This is a genomic window from Moritella sp. Urea-trap-13 (assembly GCF_002836355.1).
In the GTDB taxonomy this organism is placed as follows: Bacteria; Pseudomonadota; Gammaproteobacteria; order Enterobacterales; family Moritellaceae; genus Moritella.
The window spans coordinates 1,553,101-1,579,357 of sequence record NZ_PJCA01000031.1; the positions used below are offsets into that span (position 1 = coordinate 1,553,101).

The 26,257-nt window shown below is 40.7% G+C and carries 27 protein-coding genes; 7 read left to right on the forward strand and 20 right to left on the reverse strand.

Features of this window, described 5'->3' with window-relative positions; all coding sequences use genetic code 11:
• Positions 1-4: 4 nt before the first annotated feature.
• From folC to seqA, 17 genes are all read right to left on the reverse strand, one after another.
• Positions 5-1,330 (reverse strand): bifunctional tetrahydrofolate synthase/dihydrofolate synthase, encoded by a 1,326-nt coding sequence (gene folC / locus CXF93_RS14935; RefSeq protein ID WP_101063262.1) that lies wholly within the window; start codon positions 1,328-1,330, stop codon positions 5-7.
• A gap of 23 nt (positions 1,331-1,353) precedes the next feature.
• The gene (gene accD / locus CXF93_RS14940) at positions 1,354-2,310 is read right to left on the reverse strand and encodes an acetyl-CoA carboxylase, carboxyltransferase subunit beta (protein ID WP_101063263.1); all 957 of its coding nucleotides are present in this window, start codon (positions 2,308-2,310) and stop codon (positions 1,354-1,356) included.
• Between the two features lie 344 nt (positions 2,311-2,654).
• A complete protein-coding gene (truA, locus tag CXF93_RS14945; protein WP_101063264.1) occupies positions 2,655-3,446 on the reverse strand; it encodes a tRNA pseudouridine(38-40) synthase TruA in 792 nt (263 codons plus the stop codon).
• A gap of 184 nt (positions 3,447-3,630) precedes the next feature.
• Positions 3,631-6,024 carry a FimV/HubP family polar landmark protein gene (locus CXF93_RS14950; protein ID WP_101063265.1) on the reverse strand — a complete coding sequence of 798 codons (2,394 nt, stop codon included), beginning with the start codon at positions 6,022-6,024 and terminating at the stop codon, positions 3,631-3,633.
• 271 nt (positions 6,025-6,295) lie between these two features.
• Positions 6,296-7,312, reverse strand: coding sequence for an aspartate-semialdehyde dehydrogenase (locus CXF93_RS14955; protein ID WP_101063266.1), 1,017 nt, complete (start codon positions 7,310-7,312; stop codon positions 6,296-6,298).
• Positions 7,313-7,329: 17 nt separating this feature from the next.
• Complete coding sequence (locus CXF93_RS14960; RefSeq protein WP_101063267.1) at positions 7,330-8,448, reverse strand: 4-phosphoerythronate dehydrogenase; 1,119 nt, start codon at positions 8,446-8,448, stop codon at positions 7,330-7,332.
• A gap of 176 nt (positions 8,449-8,624) precedes the next feature.
• Positions 8,625-9,842, reverse strand: coding sequence for a beta-ketoacyl-ACP synthase I (gene fabB / locus CXF93_RS14965; protein ID WP_101063268.1), 1,218 nt, complete (start codon positions 9,840-9,842; stop codon positions 8,625-8,627).
• A 362-nt stretch (positions 9,843-10,204) separates the two neighbouring features.
• Complete coding sequence (nagZ, locus tag CXF93_RS14970) at positions 10,205-11,218, reverse strand: beta-N-acetylhexosaminidase (RefSeq protein WP_101063269.1); 1,014 nt, start codon at positions 11,216-11,218, stop codon at positions 10,205-10,207.
• Between the two features lie 72 nt (positions 11,219-11,290).
• Positions 11,291-12,211 carry a phosphotransferase gene (locus CXF93_RS14975; protein WP_101063270.1) on the reverse strand — a complete coding sequence of 307 codons (921 nt, stop codon included), beginning with the start codon at positions 12,209-12,211 and terminating at the stop codon, positions 11,291-11,293.
• Positions 12,208-12,714: a penicillin-binding protein activator LpoB gene (locus CXF93_RS14980; protein WP_101063271.1), complete on the reverse strand. Its 507-nt coding sequence runs from the start codon at positions 12,712-12,714 to the stop codon at positions 12,208-12,210. The genes CXF93_RS14975 and CXF93_RS14980 overlap by 4 nt, the downstream gene beginning before the upstream one ends.
• A gap of 165 nt (positions 12,715-12,879) precedes the next feature.
• Positions 12,880-13,233, reverse strand: coding sequence for an HIT domain-containing protein (locus tag CXF93_RS14985; RefSeq protein WP_101063272.1), 354 nt, complete (start codon positions 13,231-13,233; stop codon positions 12,880-12,882).
• A gap of 234 nt (positions 13,234-13,467) precedes the next feature.
• Positions 13,468-14,340 (reverse strand): 6-carboxytetrahydropterin synthase, encoded by an 873-nt coding sequence (locus CXF93_RS14990; RefSeq protein ID WP_101063273.1) that lies wholly within the window; start codon positions 14,338-14,340, stop codon positions 13,468-13,470.
• A gap of 66 nt (positions 14,341-14,406) precedes the next feature.
• A complete protein-coding gene (locus tag CXF93_RS14995) occupies positions 14,407-14,799 on the reverse strand; it encodes a DUF2750 domain-containing protein (protein ID WP_101063274.1) in 393 nt (130 codons plus the stop codon).
• A gap of 209 nt (positions 14,800-15,008) precedes the next feature.
• A complete protein-coding gene (locus tag CXF93_RS15000; protein ID WP_101063275.1) occupies positions 15,009-15,950 on the reverse strand; it encodes a pyridoxal-phosphate dependent enzyme in 942 nt (313 codons plus the stop codon).
• Between the two features lie 92 nt (positions 15,951-16,042).
• Complete coding sequence (locus CXF93_RS15005; protein WP_101063276.1) at positions 16,043-16,879, reverse strand: ABC transporter ATP-binding protein; 837 nt, start codon at positions 16,877-16,879, stop codon at positions 16,043-16,045.
• 12 nt (positions 16,880-16,891) lie between these two features.
• Entirely contained in the window at positions 16,892-17,911 is a 1,020-nt protein-coding gene (btuC, locus tag CXF93_RS15010) for a vitamin B12 ABC transporter permease BtuC (RefSeq protein WP_101063277.1), read from the reverse strand.
• A gap of 98 nt (positions 17,912-18,009) precedes the next feature.
• A complete protein-coding gene (gene seqA, locus CXF93_RS15015) occupies positions 18,010-18,630 on the reverse strand; it encodes a replication initiation negative regulator SeqA (protein ID WP_101063278.1) in 621 nt (206 codons plus the stop codon).
• 170 nt (positions 18,631-18,800) lie between these two features.
• Here seqA and CXF93_RS15020 point away from each other — a divergent pair, with 170 nt between their 5' ends.
• The 4 genes from CXF93_RS15020 to fldA are packed head-to-tail and all read left to right on the forward strand — an operon-like array spanning position 18,801 to position 20,719.
• Positions 18,801-19,568: an alpha/beta fold hydrolase gene (locus CXF93_RS15020; protein WP_101063279.1), complete on the forward strand. Its 768-nt coding sequence runs from the start codon at positions 18,801-18,803 to the stop codon at positions 19,566-19,568.
• A gap of 47 nt (positions 19,569-19,615) precedes the next feature.
• The gene (locus CXF93_RS15025; protein ID WP_019440968.1) at positions 19,616-19,831 is read left to right on the forward strand and encodes a DUF2788 domain-containing protein; all 216 of its coding nucleotides are present in this window, start codon (positions 19,616-19,618) and stop codon (positions 19,829-19,831) included.
• 55 nt (positions 19,832-19,886) lie between these two features.
• A complete protein-coding gene (gene ybfE, locus CXF93_RS15030; RefSeq protein ID WP_101063280.1) occupies positions 19,887-20,159 on the forward strand; it encodes a LexA regulated protein in 273 nt (90 codons plus the stop codon).
• A 32-nt stretch (positions 20,160-20,191) separates the two neighbouring features.
• Positions 20,192-20,719 (forward strand): flavodoxin FldA, encoded by a 528-nt coding sequence (gene fldA, locus CXF93_RS15035; RefSeq protein ID WP_101063281.1) that lies wholly within the window; start codon positions 20,192-20,194, stop codon positions 20,717-20,719.
• On the opposite strand, the gene CXF93_RS15040 is transcribed toward fldA, so the two are convergent.
• Positions 20,716-20,913 (reverse strand): hypothetical protein, encoded by a 198-nt coding sequence (locus CXF93_RS15040; protein WP_101063282.1) that lies wholly within the window; start codon positions 20,911-20,913, stop codon positions 20,716-20,718. The genes fldA and CXF93_RS15040 overlap by 4 nt on opposite strands.
• A gap of 108 nt (positions 20,914-21,021) precedes the next feature.
• Here CXF93_RS15040 and fur point away from each other — a divergent pair, with 108 nt between their 5' ends.
• On the forward strand, positions 21,022-21,447 hold the full coding sequence (gene fur, locus CXF93_RS15045) for a ferric iron uptake transcriptional regulator (RefSeq protein WP_101063283.1): 426 nt from the start codon (positions 21,022-21,024) through the stop codon (positions 21,445-21,447).
• Positions 21,448-21,565: 118 nt separating this feature from the next.
• On the opposite strand, the gene glnS is transcribed toward fur, so the two are convergent.
• Positions 21,566-23,209 (reverse strand): glutamine--tRNA ligase, encoded by a 1,644-nt coding sequence (glnS, locus tag CXF93_RS15050; protein WP_101063284.1) that lies wholly within the window; start codon positions 23,207-23,209, stop codon positions 21,566-21,568.
• 219 nt (positions 23,210-23,428) lie between these two features.
• Between glnS and CXF93_RS15055 the strand changes: the two genes are divergently transcribed.
• Positions 23,429-23,809 carry a type IV pilin protein gene (locus tag CXF93_RS15055; protein WP_101063285.1) on the forward strand — a complete coding sequence of 127 codons (381 nt, stop codon included), beginning with the start codon at positions 23,429-23,431 and terminating at the stop codon, positions 23,807-23,809.
• A gap of 96 nt (positions 23,810-23,905) precedes the next feature.
• Here the strand turns inward: CXF93_RS15055 and rfaH are convergent, their stop codons facing one another.
• On the reverse strand, positions 23,906-24,424 hold the full coding sequence (rfaH, locus tag CXF93_RS15060; protein ID WP_101063286.1) for a transcription/translation regulatory transformer protein RfaH: 519 nt from the start codon (positions 24,422-24,424) through the stop codon (positions 23,906-23,908).
• 332 nt (positions 24,425-24,756) lie between these two features.
• On the opposite strand from rfaH, the gene CXF93_RS15065 reads away from it, so the two are divergent.
• Positions 24,757-26,202, forward strand: coding sequence for a peptide MFS transporter (locus tag CXF93_RS15065; protein WP_101063287.1), 1,446 nt, complete (start codon positions 24,757-24,759; stop codon positions 26,200-26,202).
• The last annotated feature ends 55 nt before the right edge of the window (positions 26,203-26,257 follow it).

Here is a 26,257-nt window from a genome sequence, read left to right on the forward strand (position 1 = left end):
TTATTTAACCACTTATATGTTGGGTAATTTCCGCTACGGTGAAAAATGAGCCGAAACCAATAATAATGTCATTACAATCAGCACTTTGGTTTGCTGATTGCCAAGCTTTCGCTATTGTATCATGACTCATAGGCTGCTGCCTAAAGCTATCACGGGTTTTACCACTCTGCGCCATTGCATCAGCTAATCCCTGCTCTATCTGCTGGCAGGGCGCGGCACGTTCACTTTGCAATGGCGCAAGGTGCCAACTGTCAACAACACCTGTTAACGCAGCTAAACTTGCGGCGATATCTTTATCTTTAAGCATACCAACAACAGCTATCACCTTAACGGCTGAATTGGCTTGTTGTTTTAAGCCGCTAAGCTGAGTTGCCAAATAACGCGCTGATTCAGGATTATGTGCGACATCTAAATACTGCTGAGGAGATGACCCCAGTTGCTGCATGCGCCCAGGTAATCTTGCGTTAGCAACACCACTACGAATTGCACGTTCAGGTACTGTTAGTCCCAAAGCTTGTACTGCTGCAATCGCAGTCGCGGCATTTTGTAATGGTAATTGTGGAATGGCTAATCCAGTAAATGCCAATACAGGATCATGTTGCTGTTCGCTAGCACTTAATTGCCAATCCCAGCTGTTCGCATGTGGCGTGTAATGGTAGTCACGATTAACCGCGATCAGGTAGGCACCGATTTCATCGGCATAGGCTGCAATCGTTAATGGCGGATTAATCACACCACAGATAGCTTTTTTACCTGCACGGAAGATACCGGATTTTTCGCGGGCAATAATCGCTTTGTCCGACCCTAACCAATCAGCATGATCAATATCAATGGTCGTCACAACGGCCACATCAGCCGAAACAATGTTTGATGCATCTAAACGACCACCTAAACCGACTTCAAGGATCACCACATCTAAGGCGGCATCTTGAAATAGCTTCAAGGCTGACAATGTCGTAAATTCAAAATAAGTTAATGTAGTATCGCCACGCCCAGCTTCAATAAATGCAAATGAATCAGCGTGTGCTTGTGCGGTTAGCATATTACCGTTTACGCGAACGCGCTCGCGGTAATCTTGAATATGTGGAGAGCTGGTAACACCGACATTGAAGCCTGCATCAAGTAAAATACGCTCTAAGAAGGCGCAAGTAGAACCTTTACCATTGGTGCCAGCAACCGTAATTACTTTGGCATCAAATGTCGTTAATGCTAAGTCAGCAGCAACGCGTCCGATACGCCCTAAGCCCATTTCAATATTAACGGGATGGATACTTTCTAAATAGCAAAGCCAGTCTGCAAGAGACTGGCTTTTATTAATACTGTTCAACATCGGTAATAGTTACTCGTCAGTGTTTACGCGTGATTATCGGTAGCGTCACTTGGCGTCTTAACTTCATCGGCGGCAGGTACAATAACTGGCGTTGCTTCTGAACTTGCTACTGCAGTCGCGATGTTATCAGACGTTTCCAAGTTCATCATCTTCGCTAATAAGCCTGCAAGTTTATCACGCATTTCACGACGATCAACAATCATATCGATCGCGCCTTTTTCTAGCAAAAATTCACTACGTTGGAAACCTTCAGGTAATTTTTCACGTACTGTTTGTTCAATAACACGTGGACCAGCAAAACCAATTAATGCTTTTGGTTCAGCAACATTAATGTCACCTAGCATAGCTAAACTTGCCGATACACCACCCATGGTAGGATCAGTAAGCACAGAGATATAAGGCAGACCTTTCGCTGATAGTTTTGCTAATGCCGCACTTGTTTTTGCCATTTGCATTAACGAGAATAACGCTTCCTGCATACGCGCACCGCCACTAGCAGAAAAACAAATGAGTGCACGGTTTTCAGCCATACATACATTAATCGCCGCAACAAAACGTGCACCAACAACCGTCGCCATTGAACCACCCATAAATGAGAATTCAAACGCACACACGGCAACAGGGATACCTTTTATTGTGCCTTTTTCAACAACCAACGCATCTTTTTCATTGGTTGCCTTTTGTGCACTCGCTAAACGATCTTTATATTTCTTGGTATCACGGAATTTTAATTTATCACTTGGTTCAAATTCAGCACCGATTTCAATACGGCCATCTTTATCAAGTAATTTATTCAGGCGTTCACGTGCATTCACGCGCATATGGTGATCGCACTTAGGGCAGACGCCTAAATTGCGCTCAAGTTCTGCATGATATAAAACCTGATCACAAGAGCCACACTTAGTCCAAACACCTTCAGGGATATTACGGCGCGCCGTTGCGCTCTTGCTTTTTGGTAGTATTTTTTCAATCCAGCTCATGAACCCTACTTATAATTTATTCTAATTAATTGAAGTATATGATGTTAAATGCGTTGCTAATAAGATCAGGAAAAACATCCCGGATCAATTAACAAAAATTAATGCGTTAAGTCGATGATTATCAAACTCAACAATACTCCACATTTATCGTGTATCACAATTAAATCACAGATTTTACAATATGTTTATATAAAACTGGTCATACCCTTGTGACTTTCCATCCAAATTTAATAAAAAATCATAAAGCGAAATAAATATTAGTCATTTATAACGCTTTTTTTTGGATGCTGACAATACTAAAAAGTTCACAGTGTAATCTTTTTTATTTCAATCAAAGCAATCAGTTAAAACTGTTCCGGTAAAAACAACGGACCCACTGCAGGTCTTGGTAAGTTAAACTGGCTTGGGTAATCAACTTCGACCATGTACAGGCCTGCAGCTTTACTTGTTGCCGCGGCAACTGAACGGTCTTTTCCGGCTAATATCTCAGCAATCCAAGATACAGGTTTGTTACCTTTGCCCACTTCCATTAATGAACCCGCGAGATTTCTAACCATATGGTGTAAAAACGCGTTCGCTTTGACGTCAATAATAATGTACGAATTCTGGCGTATCACGTTAATGTGGTGCATGGTTTTAATCGGGCTTTTGGCCTGACAATGTTTCGCACGGAAAGAGGTGAAATCATGCTCACCAATTAGTTGCTGTGCAGCTTCATGCATCAAATCAACATTAATGTCACCATAGTAATGGCTAACACCAGAACTTAAAATTGCAGGGCGTAATTGGCTGTTAAAGATAATATAGCGATAACGTCGAGCTGTAGCGCTAAAGCGGGCATGGAATTCTTCATCCACTTCTTGCGCCCAACGAACCGCAATATCATCTGGTAGATTAGCATTAACACCCAATGTCCAAGCAACGTCTTGGCGCACAGCGTCGGTATCAAAATGAACAACTTGACCGGTACCATGTACACCAGAGTCAGTACGTCCCGCACAATGTACGATCACAGGATGATTGGCAACTCGAGATAAAGCCTCTTCCAGCTTTTGTTGTACACTCATCACGTCTTTTTGACGCTGCCAGCCGTAATATTTACTACCGTCATACTCTATACCCAGTGCAATTCGCATTTTTCTTCCAACTTTATACTTTCATTAATTTTTAAAAACAAAAAGCGGTGACTTTCGCCACCGCTTTACGCTATATAACACAATACTTCTATCTGCCGATTATAACGCTTCAAGGTAAAACTTGAAAGTAGCTAAGGTTCAATAATCTCAGTTCAACTTTACATTACTCGGCGTTATAAAATAATTACAATCTACTCAAAAGCTTGCTCACTTCAGCTTGCGTAGCAGCGTCACCGACACCTGCTAATGGCTCTAAGATAGATTTAGCACCATCTGTATCTTCAATTTCAAGGTAAGCGCGCGCTAGGTCTAATTGTGCACTTAGGCGGTTACTATCGTCATCAATAGCCGCTGTATCGCTATCAAACAGTGAATTACTGTACTCATCAAGGCCGACATCTAGTTTCACTTGATCATAAGGTTCATCTTCAATCGATGCTGGCTGCTGAGAGGCGTCATTCAACAATTTGTCGATATCAATAAACTCTTCCGCTTTTGCCGCTTCAACATCAATGGGAGCTTGCTGGCTTGGTGCTTCGCTAAATGCATTAGGGCTATATTCTGCTAGCATCGCTTCAATATCATCTAATGGTGCATCATCATTTCCTGATTGCTTTGTGGCATCAGGACTAGCATTAGCAGTTCCATCAAGCTCAGCCAACATTTCATCGACAGTTTGCCCATGCGCTTGCGGCAGTTCATCGCTATCAGCTGTTACAGCCGCCTCGGGCTCATTAAAGCCTGCACTGGCTAAAATACTGTCAATATCGTCGACATCGACATCAAGATTATTCGTATTGCTATCGACACCCGCTTCAGCCAACAGACTATCGATATCATCCATATCGACTGTTTGTTGATTACCTATATTAGGCGCTGTATTGTCAGCTTCAGATTGCGCAATAGCATCCAACCCAGCTTCAGCTAAAAGGTTGTCTATATCGTCCATATCAACAGCTTCATTCGACGCTGGAACCTGAGGCTGGTTATCTAGCACGTCATCAGCTTGAGCGATTGCTTCTAATTCAGCTTCAGCAAGAATACTGTCAATATCATCCATATTGACAAATTCATCCTGCGCAGGCTGCTGAGATTGATTATTTTCCGCAGCATCAGCTTCAGCGAGAATACTATCAATATCATCCATATTGACAAATTCATCATCAACCACTGCCAGTGATTCAGGTGCCGTCTCAGGTACGTCAGTATCATCCAAGGCGTTAGAATCAGGCGTTTGCGAATTACCTAATTTAAATTTTTCTAACAGCGAGTCAACTTCAGCTAAGTCTTCATCCAATGTATTGCCATTGTGCGCTGGTTGTTCAGGTATCAAGTTTGGTTCATCAAGCTCTTCACGCCAACTTAAATCAGGCGCTATGCTATCATTTTCAAAGCTGGTACTTTCATCATCAAGCGTTAGATCAATATCACTGAAGTCATTATCATCCAAATTTAAATCTGGCATAACAGGTGCTTGTTCAATCACTTCAGGCATAATCGGTGCCGCAGATTGGCTGACAACAGCTGTTGGAGCATGACTTACAACATCAGCGAGTTCCGCTTCCATTTGTAAGTTGAAATTTGGTTCGTCTAAATTAGGTGCTGCAAACGCGTTGATCTCATTAGGCTGTGCCATCGGAGATTGAGCATCTTCAGGTGCTGCGCCATGGCTAGCAGTTACTCCTGCAAAACTTTCTGTACTAAGGTAATCGCTAAGTTCATCGACACTACTATCAGTCTCAAACATCACGCTATCTTCAAGGTTATTTTTATGATCATTTCTATTTTTTAACCATAAACCGAACCAAACAATAGATAACAGTGAAAATAGTCCCGATACACCACCGATTAACCACCAATTACTATGGGATTCAGCTTCTAAAAGCGCTTGTTCTTTCGCCTCTTCAATCGTTGCTTGCTGTTCGCTGATTTTAGTATTTTGTTGTTCAATTAAGGTTTTTAAATCTGCTTTTAACTGATTATCAATCGCCATTTGTTCTTTAAGCTCAGCCAGTTCCATGCGGATACTTTCTAGCTGTAATTTTAGGCGGCGATTAGTTTCACTTGATAATAGAAGGTGTTCATTGCTTTCTGTTAACTCTCCTTGCAATAACGCAAACTTATCCAGCTCAGGTCTATTTTTAGCAATAGCTTTCGATTTTGAGGTTACAGGCTTATTTGCGGAAGTCGGTTTAGCGGTCGAGTTTGATTTATTAGTGAGTAAACTCTTTAGCCTTGAACCGTCTGTGGCTTGTATTTCAGCTGCACTGGGGATTTTAAGTAAGCTACCATCAATCATCTTATTGATGTCGCCGTCTAAAAATGCGTGTGGATTAAGGGCTAAAATTGCCGCCATCGTTTTATATAAACTTAAGCTGTTATTCGGTCTTGTTGCGGTTGCAACAGACCACAATGTATCGGCTTTGACAACAGGGCCATAGCGACTAGGAGATGAAGGGGTATGAACTTCGGGACCTTTTAACTGAAGCACAAATCCATTTGAATTAGCTGCAACACCAGCCATAGGCAGTAGTAGAAATAAAACAACCCATTTTAACTTAGATAAACCCGATATCATTGCCAACCCTTACTATGAAACAACTTCAATACACTTGAATTCAATATACCATATCCAAAATCCCAATATACACATGAATTTTCAGGTATCTTCGATATATACTATTTTAATGGTTAATTTCAATAAAAAAATTTTGCTCACTGAAACTATGATATGTATCAGAAAAATAATGGACAAATAAAAAAAAAGCACCCAATATTGGGTGCTAAATATGCAATCACTCTGTTTTTATAAGCCTATGATAACTTATCATCTAAAGGCTAGATATCTCTTACAGGTAATCTTTAATCAATAGCTCTGCAATTTGCACACTGTTTGTTGCTGCACCCTTACGGATATTATCGCCGACAACCCACATGTTAATACCACTAGCATGTGAGATATCTTCGCGAATACGACCAACGAATACTTCATCATGACCCGCTGAATCAGACACCGGTGTTGGGTAGTCTTCTTCGTTTTCAATCAGTTTAACACCCGGTGCATGGCGCATCAATGAACGTACTTCTTCAGCACTGATTGGTGTACGCGTTTCTAAATGGATCGCTTCTGAATGACCATAGAATACCGGTACACGAACCGCGGTAGGGTTAACCATCACACTTTCGTCAGCAAAGATTTTTTGCGTTTCCCACACCATTTTCATTTCTTCTTTGGTGTAGCCATTATCAGTGAACACATCAATTTGTGGGATCACGTTAAATGCGATTTGCTTCGGATAAACTTTGGTTTCAACTTCACGTCCATTCAATAGACTTGCAGTTTGACCAGCAAGTTCATCGATTGCCGTTTTACCTGAACCTGATACCGCTTGGTAAGTGGCAACGTTGATACGTTTAATACCAACTGCATCATGGATCGGTTTTAACGCAACAAGCATTTGAATTGTTGAGCAATTTGGATTGGCGATAATATTACGGTTAGTATATTGCGCAATTGCTTCAGGGTTTACTTCTGGCACGACCAGAGGGATATCATCGTCATAACGGAATTGCGACGTGTTATCAATAATCACGACACCAGCATCAGCGGCGATTGGAGCCCATTTTTCTGATACCGAACCGCCCGCTGAGAACAAACCTATTTGAACTTGTGTCCAATCGAATGTTTCAACATCTAATACTTCAACTTGTTTATTATTAAAGGTAATTTTACCACCAGCACTACGGCTACTTGCTAATGGATAAATATTACCAATTGGAAATTCACGTTCCTGTAAAATTTCCAACATCATTTGCCCTACGGCACCTGTTGCTCCTAATACTGCAACATCATATAGTTGACTCATCAACGACTCCTAGAAAATTATTTGGCAAACCCAAGTTGATACAACGACTCTACCGCATAATGTGACTCATTTACTAGCCTCAAAGAAGAAAATTCTCTTCTTTCTAAGTAATTTTTACGCATTTCATCAAAACTACCCGCTTTCATTATGCTTTTTCTAAAAATAGCATCATCTCGGCGAACATCGTATACCAAATGGACCAAACTTTTAGCGAATGTTTGATCTGCATTTTGGTTAACGTCAATGCGACTCACAGCAGGAACAGGCAAGATATCACTAATACTGCGGTCCGCTTGCTGGCCTAATAATTGGGCATAGGCCTGATAGATCATTTCCGTGCCGCGGGCTTTACCTTCTAAGCTATAACCAGCAATATGTGGTGTCGCGATTGCCGCGTAAAGGATAAGATCCAGCAATGGCGTTGGTTCATTTTCCCAGACATCCAATACCAGCGTCATGCCATGCCCTGCTTGCTTCAATTCTAATAAAGCTTGATTATCAATCACATCACCACGGCCACTGTTGACAAGAATGGCATCTTGCGCAATACCAGCCAGTAATTCTGCCGTTAATAAATGCTTGGTTTGATGACTACCGGTTTTGACTAATGGCACATGTAAACAGATGATATCGGCTTGCAAGGCTTGCTCTAAACTGACAAAACCAGTTAAGTCTTCTTTTTCAACCCGCGGAGGATCGCATAACATCACCTCTGCGCCTAAAGCCGTAAGTCGACTGACAGTCTGCGCACCCGTATTGCCCACGCCAATGACTGCAATCGATTTATCAGCCAGTGTGAAGCTTTGTTGCTCAGCTAACACGAGTAACGCGCTACACACGTAATCACCTACAGAGACAGCATTACAACCTGGCGCATTGGTGTAGGTAATATTACGTTGTTGCAAGAGAGCTTGGTCTAAATGATCGATACCAATCGTTGCAGTACCAACAAAGGCAAGTTTGTTCGCTTGGCTAAGTAAAGCGGCATTAACTTGAGTCACAGAGCGCACCATCAACGCATCTACATCTTGTAGATCTTCAGCGCAGATCGTACGGCCAGATAAAGGCACGACTTCACCAAACTGAGAAAACAATTCAATGGCATAAGGCATATTTTCATCAACTACGATCTTCATTTAAGTTTCCCTTAATAATACGGCTAAAGTTATTTCTGCTTTGTAACAGCAAAGAACCATTTTGCGCGTTGTGCAGATTAAAAAAAAGCCCATTTATCAATAATCTGATAAATGGGCTTACATTGTCTTCGTCGCGATCAGCAGGCTTTTAATGTCCGCCTTAACGAATCAGGCTATTATTTAGTGAATTTACTAAATACTAGCGTTGCATTCGTACCGCCGAAACCAAAGCTGTTCGACATTACGTTTGTTAGTTCAGCATCAATCGCTTGACCAGAAACAATGTCTAGACCTGCCGCTTTTTCGTCAAGGTCTTGAATGTTTGCACTTGCTGCAATGAAGTTATTTTCCATCATAATTAATGAGTAGATAGCTTCATGTACACCAGCCGCGCCTAGCGCATGACCAGTCAATGCTTTAGTCGCACTGATTTTTGGCGATTTGTGACCAAATACCACTTGAATCGCTTCAAGTTCTTTGGTGTCACCTACAGGCGTCGATGTGCCATGGGTATTCAGGTAATCAATCTCACCGTCAACCGTTTCTAGCGCTTGTTTCATACAACGTACAGCGCCTTCACCTGATGGTGCTACCATGTCGTAGCCATCTGATGTTGCACCGTAACCAGTGATTTCAGCATAGATAGTTGCGCCACGAGCAAGTGCATGCTCAAGTTCTTCAACCACAACCATACCGCCACCACCAGAGATAACGAACCCATCACGGTTAGCATCATATGTACGTGATGCTTGTTGTGGCGTATCATTATATTTAGTAGATAGAGCGCCCATAGCATCGAATTCCAATGCTAAAGTCCAATCGATTTCTTCACCGCCACCAGCAAATACTACATCTTGCTTGCCAAGTTGGATTTGTTCTACAGCATGACCAATACAATGTGCGCTTGTTGCGCATGCAGAGGTAATTGAATAGCTTGGGCCTTTAATTTTAAACGGTGTAGCAAGACAAGCAGAAATGGTGCTCGACATAGTACGAGTCACCATATAAGGACCCACACGCTTCACGCTTTTATTACGAGCGATATCAACAGAATCAACAACGTTCTTTGATGATGCACCACCTGAACCTGCGATAAGGCCAGTACGTACGTTAGATACTTGATCTTCTGTTAAACCTGAATCATCAATCGCTTCTTGCATAGCAATATAACTAAAAGCGGCTGCATCACCCATGAAACGCATTGCTTTACGATCAATGATTTCTTTAGGATCAAGATTAACAGTACCGCAGACGTGGCTACGTAAGTTCTGTTCAGCGAATTGTGGTGCAAACTCGATACCACTAGTGCCTGCTTTTAGTGACTCACATACTTCTGCTTTATTGTTACCGATACTTGATACAATACCGATACCTGTTATAACCGCTCTTTTCATGATATTCCCTAATATAAAATTATTACGTTATTCTTACTTATTTTTTAACGTCATCTGGTCTGCTTTCCCTATAATCGGATAAGATTATGACCGTTTTATTAATTTTGAGCCTAAGGATGAATTATTTTTTCCATCCCCAAAACATCGCCTTGCCTTAACAGAAGCCCGACGAGACTCGTTGTGCTACCTAACTTCATTATAGCAAAGCCTTGATTAACAAGTATCCCATTGCTATCAGTGATTGTCACCGCCTAAAAATTGCGTGTGATCAAATCATCTGCAATTGCTGCACCTTTTGCTGCTAAAACAACCGTGTAATTGCAATCGTCCACTCTATTGACTTAAGTCAACGCACTAATTTATTAACTAAACTGCTGGTTAAATTTGGCTAGCGACTGCGCTGTATCTTGCCATAACGGGCTCATTTTAAGCTCGTCTAATGCAAAGTTACTGCTATGTTTAAGATTGAAATCATCGCTGGTTAAATTATTATCCAAACCATCTAATAATGCGGCGACACCGGTGCGATCATTACACGCCAGTAATAAATTACAGCCAGCCCACATCGCCTGCTCGGCACGCTCTAAATAATTACCTGCGACACTGGCGCCATGCATCGATAAATCATCAGAGAAGATCGCGCCTTTAAAACCTAACTCTTGTCTTAATACCGTTTGTAACCAATATTGAGAAAAACCAGCCGCTTTACTATCTACTTGCTGATAAATAACATGTGCAGGCATAATCGCATCAAGTTGCGAGTCCGCAATAAGGGCTTTAAATGGTAACAAATCCGTTGCGCTAATTTCCGCTAAGCTACGTTCATCTATCGGTAGAGCGATATGTGAATCGGCCAACACACTGCCATGACCAGGGAAGTGCTTACCCGTGGTTTTCATGCCAGCGTTATGCATACCAATACAAAGTTGGCTTGAAAGATCGGTTACCCAACTCGGATCTGCATGGAACGAACGGTCACCAATTACTTGACTACCACGCTCTAAATCCAGTACCGGCGCAAAGCTTAAATCAATATCAAACGCGAGTAGTTCGGCAGCTAACATCCAGCCGCATTGCTGGGTGAACTGTTTTGCGCTATCACGATCATCGGCATAGAGTTCGGCGATTTTACCCATTGCCGGGATCCGGGTAAACTGTTCGCGAAAACGCTGTACCCGACCGCCTTCATGATCAACCGAGATCACGATAGGGGTATTGGCTGCTTTACGAATTGATTTAATTAATGCTGTTAACTGAGCATGATCACCATAGTTACGACTAAACAAGATCAAACCACCGGTTAATGGGTGCGCTAAAATCTCTTTATCTTCAGCAGTTAATTCATAACCGTTAACATCTACTATTACTGGTCCCACTTTAATTCCTCAGCTAATTTTAACTTTGTTAATTAATTTATTAATAACCGATTAGCCTAATTCGTTAATTGGTTAATTGGTTAATTGGTTAATTTTATCTGCGATGGCACGTTCAGATTGCTGCCATAGCGTTAAATAGGTTACGTCTTTAGCTTGTTGATACATCACAATGCACCACAGCAGGGTCATCATCTCCACAACCACGGCCATCATATCTATCTGCCTAGCCGTAACTTGTGATGGGACTTGCGCCGGGAGTTGTGCAGTGCCGTAATACTGATTGTAATACTTTAAAAACAGCGCTCGCTGCTCAGTTTCCCACGCAAAGGTCTGAAACAAAGTGGCAATATCAAAATCACCATGCCCTGCCGCTGCAAATTCCCAGTCCAATAAATATAACTTAGTCTGCACATTTTCGATAAAATTCAACGGATTCATATCATGATGACAAAAAACTAATCTATTTGTAGGTAAATGCTGTTGGATCAAGTTAATCACAAGTTTCAACTGCAGTTCTAATTGCGCGGTTTTAAATTCGCCATGGAGTGTCTGATAATAATGTTGCAGGCGCTGAACCATATCAAGATGATGATTAGGCAGAGGCTGTTGATGAAGCGTTGCGACTAATTGCGCTATTTTTGCTATGTTTTCATCTCGGCCTTGCTCAGTTTCATTCCAATGTTGACCTGCAATCCAATCACAGATCATGCCCTGCTCATGCTGCACAATGATATTGGGGGCTAAACCGATACTTGCCGCTTTAATTTGCGCTGCGTATTCATGCTCAACATTGTTATCCATGTCATTATAGGTAGATGATAATTGGCGCACGAAATAGCAATGTTCGACATTATCACGCTGAAATTCGAGTCGATAATTATAATTACTCAAGCCACCTAAAACTGGCGTTAAAGAGAATAATTCAGGACTAAATTGCACCACAAAATCAGGAGCGATATCAGCGTTGGTTAGCTGTTCTGGCGTCAGACTCATAACAAGATCACACGACTCACGTATGCTTCAACCGTATTGAAACGATTATTGACCAGCTCAATCGTTAGCATATGGCTATTCGGCGTATTCTCGACGTTAATAATGCTAATCACCAATGAATAACTATTACCTGCCATTACAGCGTTCTTATCTGGTTCTGCTACGGATAAAATCAGCATATCAAACCAACGAGATTGGGTCAGTGTTTCTGCACTTGCACGTTGTAATTCTTGATGAGTAATCGGCAGCGTAATCACACTGCTCGGATAGCTAATATAAAGGCGCTGACCATGCTCAAAAGCACCTTGCACAAAGAAAGGTTGCTGTAACAACTGCCAATTTAATTCTCGTACTTGGGTGGTTAGCGGGTGTTCTTCAATCGTCTGAAGTGGCATTGTCAGTACTTGTTGTGGTTGTGGTTGTGGCTGGGGTTGTAATGGTACCGTACAAGCGGTAACGAATAATGCACTAAGCAGATACGATAGTATGAGAATCCATTTCATTTATACTCCCCAAGATACTGTTGTTGTAGTTGTATTTTTAGTTGCTGTTGTTAGTGTAGTTAGTAATAGCCTCATAAGATGACCGACAAGATAGCAATAAGTTAAGCGGTCATCTTTATACTGTATAGCGTGCGCTGTACTCATGCTATGTTGTTTTTAGCTGTATTATTTAAGAGTAACCATCGCGCCAAGCTGCTCGCCACCAACAAGATGCATGTGTAAATGATACACCTCTTGTCTACCGTGCTTATTGCAGTTAACGATAAGGCGGTAGCCATTTTCAGCGATACCTTCTTGCTCGGCAATTTTACGCGCCACAGTGAATAAACGCCCTAATGCTAACTCATCTTCTTCGCATACGTCATTGGTCGTTGGGATCAGTTTATTAGGGATAATTAATACATGTGTTGATGCTTTTGGACTAATATCACGAAATGCAGTCACTAACTCATCTTGGTAAAGAATATCGGCTGGGATCTCTTTATTAATGATCTTGCGAAAAATCGTTTCTTCTGCCATTTGTTTAACTCCATTACAAAATTAAGTCTTTTGATAATTATTGTTTGATAATAAGTCATTCAATAATAAGTGAAAACAAGTACAAATACACCTGTTATCCACGATCGCTCATTATCTTTGCCTGTTTCAGTGCTCACCACAACAAAAAAGCCCGCCAGCCGCTACATATGAGTGTAGTGGCTAACGGGCTTATTATTTAAATTTAACGGTGAATAAAGTCGACGCTAAGTGCAATTAAGCAGAAGCAATCGCGCCTTTACCAACACCTTCATACGCGAATACCGTCAGAGCATCACTGCAGTCTTTTGCTAATGTATCAGCAATATACTGAGCAATATTTTCAACGGTTGTTTCAGTCGGCATAATCTCGACAATTGATTTACCAATCGCAAGCTGGAACTCACCTTGTGGCGCCTGATATTTAAAACAGAAATGCTCAGGTGTTAATGCCGCCATGCCTGCACGAGATAGTGACAACTCTGATGCCGATACCATATCGCAATGCTCAGCAAGGTAGATGTCTTTCCAACGCTCAGCCCAACTTAGTTCAAGTGCGCTATCACGCTCATCATTACGTAAAATTTCAATCGTTGAGCGATGACCATGGGCGATACGCTGACAATTACCTAAATGTTTACGTAAACCATGGCTGTAGCAATATTCTGCACCGTCAATTTTTTCTTCACGTAATTTCACATCTAACTTTTTAACATTGTTTGGCAAGCGTAGCATTAACTGCTCAGTTAAATATGTTTCTAAACTAGCAAGGGTAATTTGTTCTGTCGGGATCAGTGCAAACGCTTGATCAGGACAAGCTAGATGAATTGATTCACTGTGCTCACGCCATACATCTACATAAGTAAATGCACCATCGCTCATCACATCACAAAATTTAGCATGTGCAGGTACGATCAATTTATGATCGACTAATTCATCGACCGTCGACTTAATTAGCTTTTTCACAATACCAAAATCAAGGATCATGCTTTGTTCATTTAAGTCACCATGCAGAACGATATCCACGAGCCAGCTTTGGCCAATAATGCCGCGTGAATAATCTAATACTGAAGAATCAATAACAGTAAGATCTTTGACGAATAATTTCATCTAAATAATGTCCTTTATGGTAACTAAAATGGGTAGCGCGGTTTGATTTAAGCTCATTAGTTAATGCTATTTTTGAGCGTCGTATTCATCTTTAAATGAAGCGATAAGCTCTTCACTATCAACAACCACAACATCTTGACCGGCTTTTGGAAATACAGAGATAACCACGCCATCAGCAGCAAGACCTGGCAACCAATTGTTACGCCAAGCACCCATTTCAATTTTAAGCGGTTGGCACGCAGCCCAATCGCCTTGGATCCACTCACTTGCAAACTCGGCATGTGGCCAAACTGGGATGCTTCTTTCGCCTTCAGTTTCGCTAATAACAAAACCGTTCTCATCCGCTAATGTCCATACTTCTTCAGACTTAACCGCACGAAATATGAAATAGTTGAAACGCGCTTCTGGTGATTTTTCAACTGCTTCAGCAGTTTGCTTGTCATGGATTTTAAATGTCATAATTTTCTCTCAAGAAACCGCCGTTTGCAGTTTCAAATAATGTTTATAATAAAGCAGCTGCGGATTGTACGCTGCACAATAATAAATACCAAGTAGAAATAGTAAAAGTCAGTATTACTATTTGTCACGGTAATGGTCATGGTCATGCTGATAAGCATTCACTTATCAGGCTCGTAAACATCGCCACGTGGGCATTAAGCAACGCGACTCTATTTTACAAACGCCAACTTGCGCAAATAACGCGGTAGCATGGTTTCATTACCCTGCAATCCACCTTGGTGTATATAAAGAATGGGGCGATTATCGCTATTTTCAAGTCCTGCAGCGGTATTCTCATTAGCGATAATAAATTCACGCTGTAAGCATAACCAAGCGAGCGGATCGTAAAGTAAATCAAATTCTATATTGGTGGTTTGTTTTAACTGCGCCCATATATGGTAAAACGGCAGATACAATTTACCAAAATGATATTTCTTAGCCGTACTTAGCATCGTTGGATGTAATGATTCATCTGCACATAAAGCTAAGAATTGTTGCTTTAAATAACTATTCCCACCCACACACGCACATGCTTGCACTTCAAAGGGTAAGTTTTTCTGTAAAAATAACGCGGTTGTGCCAGTTCCTGCGGGTAATACCACTCGAATATCGGCGTACGACTTTGCTTTCGCCCAGGCCATGATCTCATCAGCGAGTATTTTCAATCCCGTTTCAGCATACTGACAGCGGCCACCTTCAGGAATGAATACTGCGTGTTGCCCCTGCTCTGCTAGCGCCGGTAATGCTTGCTGTTCAATATGTTCTATCACTGTCGATTCAGAATTAACAACAATAACTTGCGCGCCATACGCTAATGCAGCGCGGTAGTTCCCTTGAGGATTATCAATAAGATACTGCGGCAGGTGGTCAACATAATAATGCAACTGGCATTGCTTTAACTGCGCTAATACGGCTAAAGAATACAAGGAATTAGCTTGAGCAGAACCATGACCAACAAGTATGTCGACTTGGGATAAATCTTGCTGTAAGAAGTGATAGAACTTTCTGGCTTTATTACCCGTAAAAGCTACATCTAATAAATCATCGCGTTTAACGTAAACTTGATGTCCCAAGAACTCGATTTCATCGACAGGGGTATTGCGTAGTTGCACAGAGGAATCCTCGTTTTATTGCTTAAATTGAAATACTTAGATTGAAATATGATACTGAAGAGTTAGCGCTTAAAGAGATACGAATAGCCTAACTAAACTGACGTAGGCAGAGCCGCAGAGACAATAAATTGGCGTCCGTTAACGGTCAACAATTCGGTATCAACATCATAGACTTGTTTAATGGTATCAACCGTTAACACTTGATTAGCATCACCCTGACCGACCACTCGTCCGCCCTTTAACAATAACACTTCTGAGGCATGATTAAGGGCTAAATTCAGGTCATGAATAGACGCAATGATGGTAATGCCTTGCTGTGAAAATTCTTTGAGTATTTGTAACACTTCAATTTGGTGCTTTAAATCCAGACCTGTTAATGGTTCATCTAACAAGCACAGCACCGATTGTTTATTTAACATTGGAGATACTTGTACCAAGGTCCGGGCAATCAATACCCGCTGCCATTCACCACCAGATAATTGGTCGCAATTACGCGTGACTAATTTCGCTATATCCAAACGCGATAATAGCTGATTAATCACCAGACAGGCCTGTTCATCTTCCAAGTTAATACCTAAAGGGTGTAAGCCTAAGGCAATGAATTGATATACTGGGATAGCAAAAGGCGGCGGCGATGCTTGTGGTAACCAGGCACGTTGCAGTGCTAGCGCTGCGATTGGATATTCAGTAACGCTACGCCCTGCCAGTAAGTAGTCGCCTTTGCACGCTTGTGCATGACCCGCAAGAATAGCTAATAAGGTACTTTTACCACTACCGTTTGGCCCCAGTAAGAACAAACAACCGGCTTGCTTAATCACGATGTTGATATCATGCAAGCGCTGCTGATAATTGACCTCCGAGAGTGTCAGTATCACAGGAGCCGCTTGCGTCTTTTTTGCCTGATACAAGGTGTCGTCTCGTTTACTCATACTAGAACCGCCCTACGCCACTTGCTTACGTAATAACAAATAGATAAAAAAGGGCGCACCGAGACTTGCAGTGATCGCGCCAACAGGTAACTCAGCAGTAACAAACGCACTGCGGGCTATCAGGTCTGCTAATAATAAAAAGCTCGCCCCAAGTAATGCCGAAGCAGGCACTAAAAAGCGTAATTGACTGGTCACTAATATGCGCAGAATATGCGGAATAACTAAACCGATGAAGCTAATCACCCCCGCCATTGATACTGATATCCCCGTAAGCACGGCGACACATAAAATAAGCTGAATACGTAATTTAGGTACATCAATGCCGGACTGAAAAGCGCCTTGCTCACCAAACTGTAAAAGATTAAGTGCATCGATTCGACGCATGATCCACAAAAAACTCAAGCTGAGCGGTATCACAGCAATGTAAATAAGGTCGGCACCATAGGCTAAATTACCCATCATCCAATACAGCATTTGACGCATACTACTGTCATCTGAAAAATATAACAGCCAAGTCATGATAGCGCCGGAGAAAATTCCAATCGCGACGCCCAATAACAATATCTTGGTCGTCGGTAAGTTATTCTTGGTCACTTGATACAACAGCCCGGTAACTAGGCTGGCACCGACAAAAGCCGACAATGGCAAGATATACTGCTGCAACCCAGCCCATTGTGGCAATAGCGAATCGAGTAACACGATTGATAATACCGCAAACAAACTGGCAAATGATGAAATGCCGATCACCCCTGGTTCAGCCAGTGAATTAGCTAACAATACCTGTAAGATACACCCAGCAACAGCTAACGCTGCGCCGACTAAAATAGCGGTAATAATGCGTGGTAAACGTAATTCAAACAGCACTTGTTGTTGTAAAGGCGATAACCCGTTAAGCATATCATTCAAGCCAATAGTAAAATTACCGGAGGCGAGTGACATAAAGCTAACCGCAACAAGGAAGATGGATAAAAAGATAAGGGTAGTGCGACTTTTTTGCATACTAGCACGCTGTAATGCAAGGAGGTCGATCATAATTGAAATCGGAATTCAGAAGGAAACAGACAAGGTACTTTAAATAATGTCAGCATAACGCTTAAGCACATTTCAAATACCTTGCCAGTAGGCTGTAATTAGATAGATTGACTTACAGCATCAATTAACGCATGGGTATAGCCCATTTCAGCCATTAGCTGCGTAATTATATTACGTTTACGCCCCGTATTGGTATTAGTAATAACCCAATATGGTGTGTTTTCGATATGACGCGGCTTAGTGGTGCTACCCGCGCTTAACAATTCACTTTCAGATTTTGCAAAGTAAATTCGTTTACGACCTTTAATATCAGTCGCACTATCAAACTCTTTCGGGTTTTCAGCATAAAGCACAGATAAGATCTGAATAAACTTAGTAACCGAAACCGTTGTTTCTTTAAATTTCTTATTTTTAATAAGCTTAGCGATACTGGCTGGCAATGTAGAATGGCTAACAACCTCTACTTCTGTATCTACCACAATAGGTGCAGATACAGGTGTAGGTTCTACTACTACCGGTGTTTTAGTTACCGTTTGCTTAGTCTCACTGTTGATGTCCACTACATGCTGCTGCGATTCTTCAACATTCGTTAAATCTGCAGGTACATCTGTTGATACATCAAGTAAGCGACGTAAAATATCTGATGCACTTTCGCCAATATCTTTCGTTTGACTAGCAATATAACGATATAGGTCGTCTTCAAGCTCAATCGTTTTCATATTTAACTAGTGAATCCTTGCTTATAAATTTGGTTTAATTATACCTTGTGAATAGATTTCTCTCTATGCTTATAAGTAAAATATTACCTCTGTGATGCATTTGTCGACAATTCATACACGACATTGACCTAATTATTGCGGTAGAATCAGCCACAATAACGGAGAGATATATGTTACTTAATCACAAAATATACGGTCAGGGTGTTCCTGTTATCGTTATCCATGGTTTATTTGGTAGTGCCACTAACTTAGGCATGCTCATTAAACAACTAAAAACGGACTATCAAGTCATCGCGGTTGATGTCAGAAACCATGGTTTATCTATGCGCCATGATAGTATGCATTATGATGATATGGCAAATGATATTATTCAGTTACTGGATCATTTAGCAATTGAACAAGCGCACATCGTCGGTCATTCGATGGGCGGTAAAATTGCGATGCGCACCGCACTAAACTTCCCAACCCGAGTAACTAGTTTAGCGGTAGCCGATATTGCCCCGGTTAATTACCCTCCTCGACATGATAATGTCTTTGCCGGCCTAAAAAATATACCGCTAGCAGCCATTAATAGCCGCAGTGAAGCACAAGCAAAACTAGCAGAGCACGTTGAAGAAGCGGGTGTGCAGCAATTTTTACTCAAAGGGTTATATAAAAATGACCAAGGTAACTTTGATTTCTACTATGCTTTAGACACCATAATTTCACAATACGATGTGATCTCTGACTGGCCAGAAGTAAATAAACAGTATGATAAACCAGTGTTATTTATTAAAGGTATGAACTCTGACTATATAACCAACGCGCATAAATCAGCGATTGCGAAATATTTCCCCCATGCAAAAGCAAAATTAGTTCAAGGTACAGGGCACTGGCTACATGCCGAAAAACCGATGATATTTAATAAAATAATAGTCGACTTTTTATTTAGTCATTAGCCACATTGTGATATATTTGCCCATTCGTACTTTAGGTGAAAATTGATATGTTGTATGAATACATCGACTTAATTGAAGCGGTTGGCATTAAGCTATTCTTTGTCGCATTGTTTTTCTTAATCGGCATGGCAATTCAAGACGTACTTAAAAAAGGTAATGTGCCTAAATTTGGGCGTATAGCCGTTTGGTTTGTACTCTGCTTTGGTATGGCTGGTTTTGTGTTTAAAGAAATATTGATCACTGTCTGGGAAACCCAGATTTAATTACTAATATTATTAACTGCAATAAAGTGCAATTAACTGCAATGGCGAAAATAACGTGGCAAAGGAAAATTTCGATAGAACCACGATTGACCTTTTTGCTGAAGAGAAGCGTGCTGGTAGACCCAAAACTAACCCACTCTCACGCAAAGAGCAGTTGAAACACAATAAACGTAATCAATTGAGCCGCGATAAGGCTAATGGATTAAAACGTATTGAATTAAAAGTCGAACAAGACTTATTTGATATGTTAAATATCAAAGCAAAAAGTGCTAAGATGACACGCAGTGAATATATACAACATTTATTGCACACTCATGTAGCAAGATAAGTTTAAATTAAAACTATTAGGATAATTTAAGAATGGCTAGCGTAGGCTTATTTTTTGGTAGTGACACTGGTAACACTGAAGTAGTTGCTAAAATGATCCAGAAACAACTGGGTAAACAGCTTGTTGATGTTAAAGACATTGCAAAATCAACAACTGCAGATATTAACGAATTCAGCCTATTAATTTTAGGTATTCCAACTTGGTATTATGGCGAATCTCAATGTGATTGGGATGATTTCATGCCATCACTAGAAGAAATTGATTTTTCTGACAAGCTTGTTGCAATCTTTGGTTGCGGTGACCAAGAAGATTACGCTGAGTACTTCCTTGATGCAATGGGCACACTACGTGACGTTGTTGAAGCAAAAGGTGGTACATTAATCGGTGAATGGCCAACTGAAAGTTATGATTTCGAAGCATCGAAAGCACTAACTGATGACAGCCACTTTGTTGGTCTAGGTATCGACGAAGACCGTCAACCAGAATTAACTGCAGAGCGTGTGGAAGCTTGGGTAAAACAGATCCATAGCGAAATGTGCCTAGCTGAACTAGAAGACTAATCTTGTAGTTTACAAAGTAAGAGATAAAACGACGTTTCATAACTGGTTTTATCTTTTACTTTATTTTCCGCTAACAGCTTATCAACTTGTCCCCAATTAACACCCTCTCCCTTTTTTAGTAAAAAATAGCTTAACCCTACTTCAATATCAATAACTGCCCAGCACTGCCGAATTAAACGCTCAAATTTATGCATTTAAATCCCGCTTTAACAAATATGAGGTTTATTGTTTTTGCGTCTCGTCATATAATGGTTAAGAATATAAAGAAAAAATAATTTTCTCTATTTTAAAATGAGTACGTTATGACTGATAGAAAAAGCGCATTAAAAAAAGCAGGGTTGAAAATAACGCTGCCAAGAATTAAAATTTTAGAATTATTACAACTCCCTAGCAGTCAGCATACTAGTGCCGAAGATCTATACAAACAATTACTTAGCAAAGGCGAAGAAATTGGTCTAGCGACAGTATATCGAGTACTTAACCAATTTGATGATGCTGGTATTGTAACTCGTCACTACTTTGAAGGCGGTAAATCTGTTTTTGAATTGGCTACACAAGACCATCATGATCACCTTGTATGTCTGGATTGTGGCCACGTGATTGAATTTCATGATGATTTAATCGAAGAACGTCAACGTATAATGGCAGCTGACAACAATATGTCATTACAAGCCCACAGTTTATACCTGTATGGCCGTTCACTTAGTGGCAAGTGTGAACATAAATAATCACACTAACTTAATAACAGATAAATAAAAAGGAGCCTATTGGCTCCTTTTTTTATACGTCATTTTTGGCTCAAGATAACATCAAGTGACGTAATGTCGCCACATGATGAAAGCAGACTTAACCGCGTAAAGAGACAGTACGGTTAAACACAAGTTTATCCGCTGTTGAATCTTTATCTGCACAGAAGTAACCTTCACGTTCAAACTGATATGCGCTTTCAGCTTGCGCTGTAACTAGACCAGGTTCAACTTTAGCTGCTTTAATCACAACTAATGATTCTTCATTCAGTGCTTCTTCTAATGTTTCCACACTTGCCGGATCTTCTATTTTAAATAGACGGTCATAAACACGTACTTCCGCATCAACAGAACCAGTAGCAGATACCCAATGAATCACACCTTTCGCTTTACGGCCATCACTTGGGTTTTTACCCAATGTTTCATCGTCGTAAGTACAGTGAATTTCAGTGATATTACCTTCGTCATCTTTTACAACGTCGTCGGCTCTAACAATATAGGCATTACGTAAACGCACTTCTTTACCTAATACTAAACGTTTGTATTTCTTGTTCGCTTCTTCACGGAAATCCGCACGATCAATAAATAACTCTCGACCAAATGGCAGAGTACGGTTGCCCATCTCTAATTTAGGGTGAGCAGGTGCAATTAGTTGTTCTGTTTGATCTTCAGGGTAATTAGTGATTACTAATTTAACCGGATCAAGAACCGCCATTGCACGTGGTGCTGAATTTTCTAAATCTTCACGGATACATGCTTCTAGCATACCCATTTCGATTGTATTGATCTGTTTTGTTACACCGATACGCTTACAAAATTCACGGATTGACGCAGCTGTATAACCACGACGACGTAAACCAGCAATCGTTGGCATACGCGGATCATCCCAACCACTTACATGGTTTTCTGTCACTAATGCATTCAGCTTACGCTTAGACATCATGGTATATTCAATGTTCAAACGTGAGAATTCATATTGACGCGGACGGCAATCAATTGAGATATTATCTAATACCCAATCGTAAACACGACGGTTGTCTTGGAATTCTAATGTACAGATAGAGTGTGAAATACCTTCTATCGCATCAGAAATACAATGGGTAAAATCGTACATTGGGTAAATGCACCATTTGTCGCCAGTTTGGTGGTGATGAGCACGCTTAATACGGTAAATAACTGGATCGCGCATACACATGAACGATGACGTCATGTCGATTTTAGCACGTAAGCTACATTCGCCATCAGCAAAACCACCATCACGCATTTTATTAAATAGCGCGAGGTTTTCTTCGATGCTTGTTTCACGGTATGGGCTATTTTTACCCGGCTTATTCAGCGTTCCGCGATATTCACGTGTTTCTTCTGCATTTAAGAAACAAACATAGGCTTTGCCCGCTTGAATCAATTCAACTGCGTACTCGAATAACTTGTCAAAATAGTTTGATGAATAACGAACTTCACCATCCCAATTAAAACCTAACCACTTCACGTCTTCTTGGATCGCATGAACGTAGTCAATGTCTTCTTTTTCTGGATTAGTATCATCAAAACGTAGATTACACTGTCCCTGGTAATCGTCAGCAATACCAAAATTCAAACAAATAGATTTGGCATGACCAATGTGCAAAAAGCCGTTCGGCTCTGGCGGAAAACGCGTATGCACATTAGTGTGTTTGCCGGAATTTAAATCTTCATCAATAATCTGACGAATAAAGTTCGTTGGACGTACTTCGGCCTGACTCATTCCTTACCTCAAACAGTAAATTTTTAATAAAATAGTGAGCAATGATCTAACAAAATGCCGCTAGACACAACAATTAAATACTAATGCGGACCAGTTAGCCTTGTTCAGTGCCATTAAGCTTACCCTGAACAGAATCACGCTCACAACACTGCCTAAAACATCACCAACCGTGAGTTTATTACCTAGGCTCTAGTCATCTGAGTCGTTAAGGGGAATATAATGCAAAGGTTATTAATTTTATCAGGGTTTACATTGATTGAATTGCTCATCACACTCGCTATCATGAGTATTTTGGTTGGAATAGCACTGCCAAGTTATCAGCACAACATATTAACCACACATCGCCATCAAGCTAAAATGAAGTTAACAGCCATCAGCTTATTACAAACAGATCATTTTAGTCGGCAGCAACAATACGCTGAGTTGCAGGATTTGGCGGTTGATCTCAGCAGTAGTAAATACCAATACAGTATTCACCTGGCGGAAAATAATCAGTATACAGTGTCCGCTACAGCGATAGATAATCAACGTGATGATAGTGAGTGTCGAGAATTGAGTTTAGATAATAACTTAACCCGGTCACCAACACACTGCTGGTAATAAAAACTATGCAGCTAATATATATAAGCAAAAAGAAGATTTGTAACTGAAAACAGCCTTATCTGAAAGTAAGGCTTATTTAGTCAACGTTTGATGTTAACGCGCTAATTTGCTTTTTATTTCTGCGTTAGCGACACTCATGGTAGTCACATTATGAATCAGATTAATCAGTAACACTGCACGCTCTAAGCCATCCTTGCACTGATAAATTGCCTCAATGCCTTTGAAAGGCCCTTCTTGAATGATCACTTGTTCGCCTGCATTATATTCCGTCACTTCATCCGCTGATTTATCTCGGCATAATTGTTTAACTTTCAACTCAGCAACCAATGCAACAGGCACTTTAGTGTAATTAGCGCCACACTTAACAAAATCAATGACACCACGCGTAGAGCGTATGCTATTAAAATTTGCCGTTTCTTTGTCGATTTCAACAAACAAGTAATTAGGGAAAATGACAACCTCTTTAGATGTTAGCTTGTTGCGCACTTTTCTCTCAACTTTCATAGTTGGAAAAAAGCTGTCAATCCCTTGATTTTTAAGATTTGTAAGAGCTCTAAGCTCCTCTTTCCCTTTACAGTACAACAAGTACCAGTCTTTTTTAATGTCCGTCATTTCGACTTGATTATCCTAATCATTATCACCTTTGTAAGTTTACGTAATAATGGTGGAAATTAAAGTCTAAATTCAATTTTTCATAAAGTGCATATATATCAACCATAAACAACCACAAGCACAACCTTAAGTTAACATTAAAAACACATAAGCAGCACGTATGTAGAACAATAACTCCAATTTAGGTGATTCAGCTCGTACAATTAAGATTTACGCTTGTGACTCTCTACCAAAAGGGATATAAAAGAATGAATGGACTGATAAAAGATAATTTGTCAGCATAAAATTATAAATATAAAAAACAAATACAAAAATACAACACAGGCGATATTATGAATCCTAATAATTCAGATACATTTATGGGTCACCCAAAAGGTTTATTCCTTTTGTTCAGTACAGAAATGATGGAACGCTTTAGCTATTACGGCATGCGTGCAATTCTTGTTCTTTTTCTAGTCTCAGTTACTCAAGACCAACAAGCGGCAGCATTATTAACCGACCCTAACTACCAAGGTGGTATGGCTGGTTTAGGTTGGACTCAAGCAGATGCCCTTTCTCTTTATGGTACCTACACAGGTTTAGTTTACATCACCCCCCTTATCGGTGGTTGGTTAGCAGATAACTTCCTCGGTCAGCGTAGAAGTGTGATCATTGGTGGTGTGTTAATGGCAGTGGGTCAATTCCTTTTGTTCGTACCAGTCGAAGCATTATCACTCAGCCCTACTGCAGGCCTTTACTTAGGTCTTGCATTCATCATCGCTGGTAACGGTATGTTTAAACCAAACATCTCAACCATGGTTGGTGACTTATATGAAGAAGGTGATAACCGTCGTGATGGCGCATTTACTATCTTCTATATGGGTATTAACTTAGGCGCATTCTTATCCGGTATTATGGTTGGTGCTGTTGTTGTCTACACGGGCGATTACAAGTACGGGTTCTTAATGTCTGGTATCGCCATGGTACTCAGTGTTGTGTTACAAAAACTATTTGCTAATAAATACCTTGGTAACATTGGTATAGAAGCAGCCGCTAAAAAAGAACGTGCTGCAAACAATGGTAAAAAACAGACGTTAACGGCTATTGAAGTTGACCGCCTTAAAGTGATCTTAATCTTAGGTCTATTTGTTATCATCTTCTGGGCAGGCTTTGAGCAAGCCGGTGGTCTGATGAACCTTTATGCAAATGATTATACTGACCGTATGATTGGTGGCTTTGAAGTACCTGTAGCTTGGTTCCAATCATTAAACCCGTTCTTCATTATTACCTGTGCGCCAATCGTCAGTATGATTTGGGTTAAGATGGGTCCTAAAGAACCTACATCTCCGGTGAAATTTGCAATGGCACTCTTGATGCTAGCCATTGGTTTTGTGTTCATGATCTTTGCAACATTAGAGCAAGGTGGCGATTTAACCGTTAAGACCAGCATGTATTGGTTAGTTGGTGCTTATTTCTTCCATACCATGGGTGAGTTATGTCTTTCTCCAATTGGTCTGTCTATGATCACTAAATTAGCGCCGCTACGTTTAGCATCACTGATGATGGGCGCTTGGTTTGGCTTTAACGCGATTGCCAATAAAGTTGCCGGCATGATTGGTTCGCAAATTGGTGAAGCAGGTCCAATGGCGATCTTTGGTGGTATTGCGATTGCCGCTGTGATTTCATCACTAATCCTATTTGCATCAGCGCGTAAACTAATTTACTGGATGCACGGTGCAGAAGGCCAAGTTGTTACAGAAGAAACTAACAATCAAAAACCAGTAGCTGCGACTGTTTAATACAGAGTTAGTCAGACTTAGAAAAATATAGTCAGTAGCCAATTAAAATTGATTT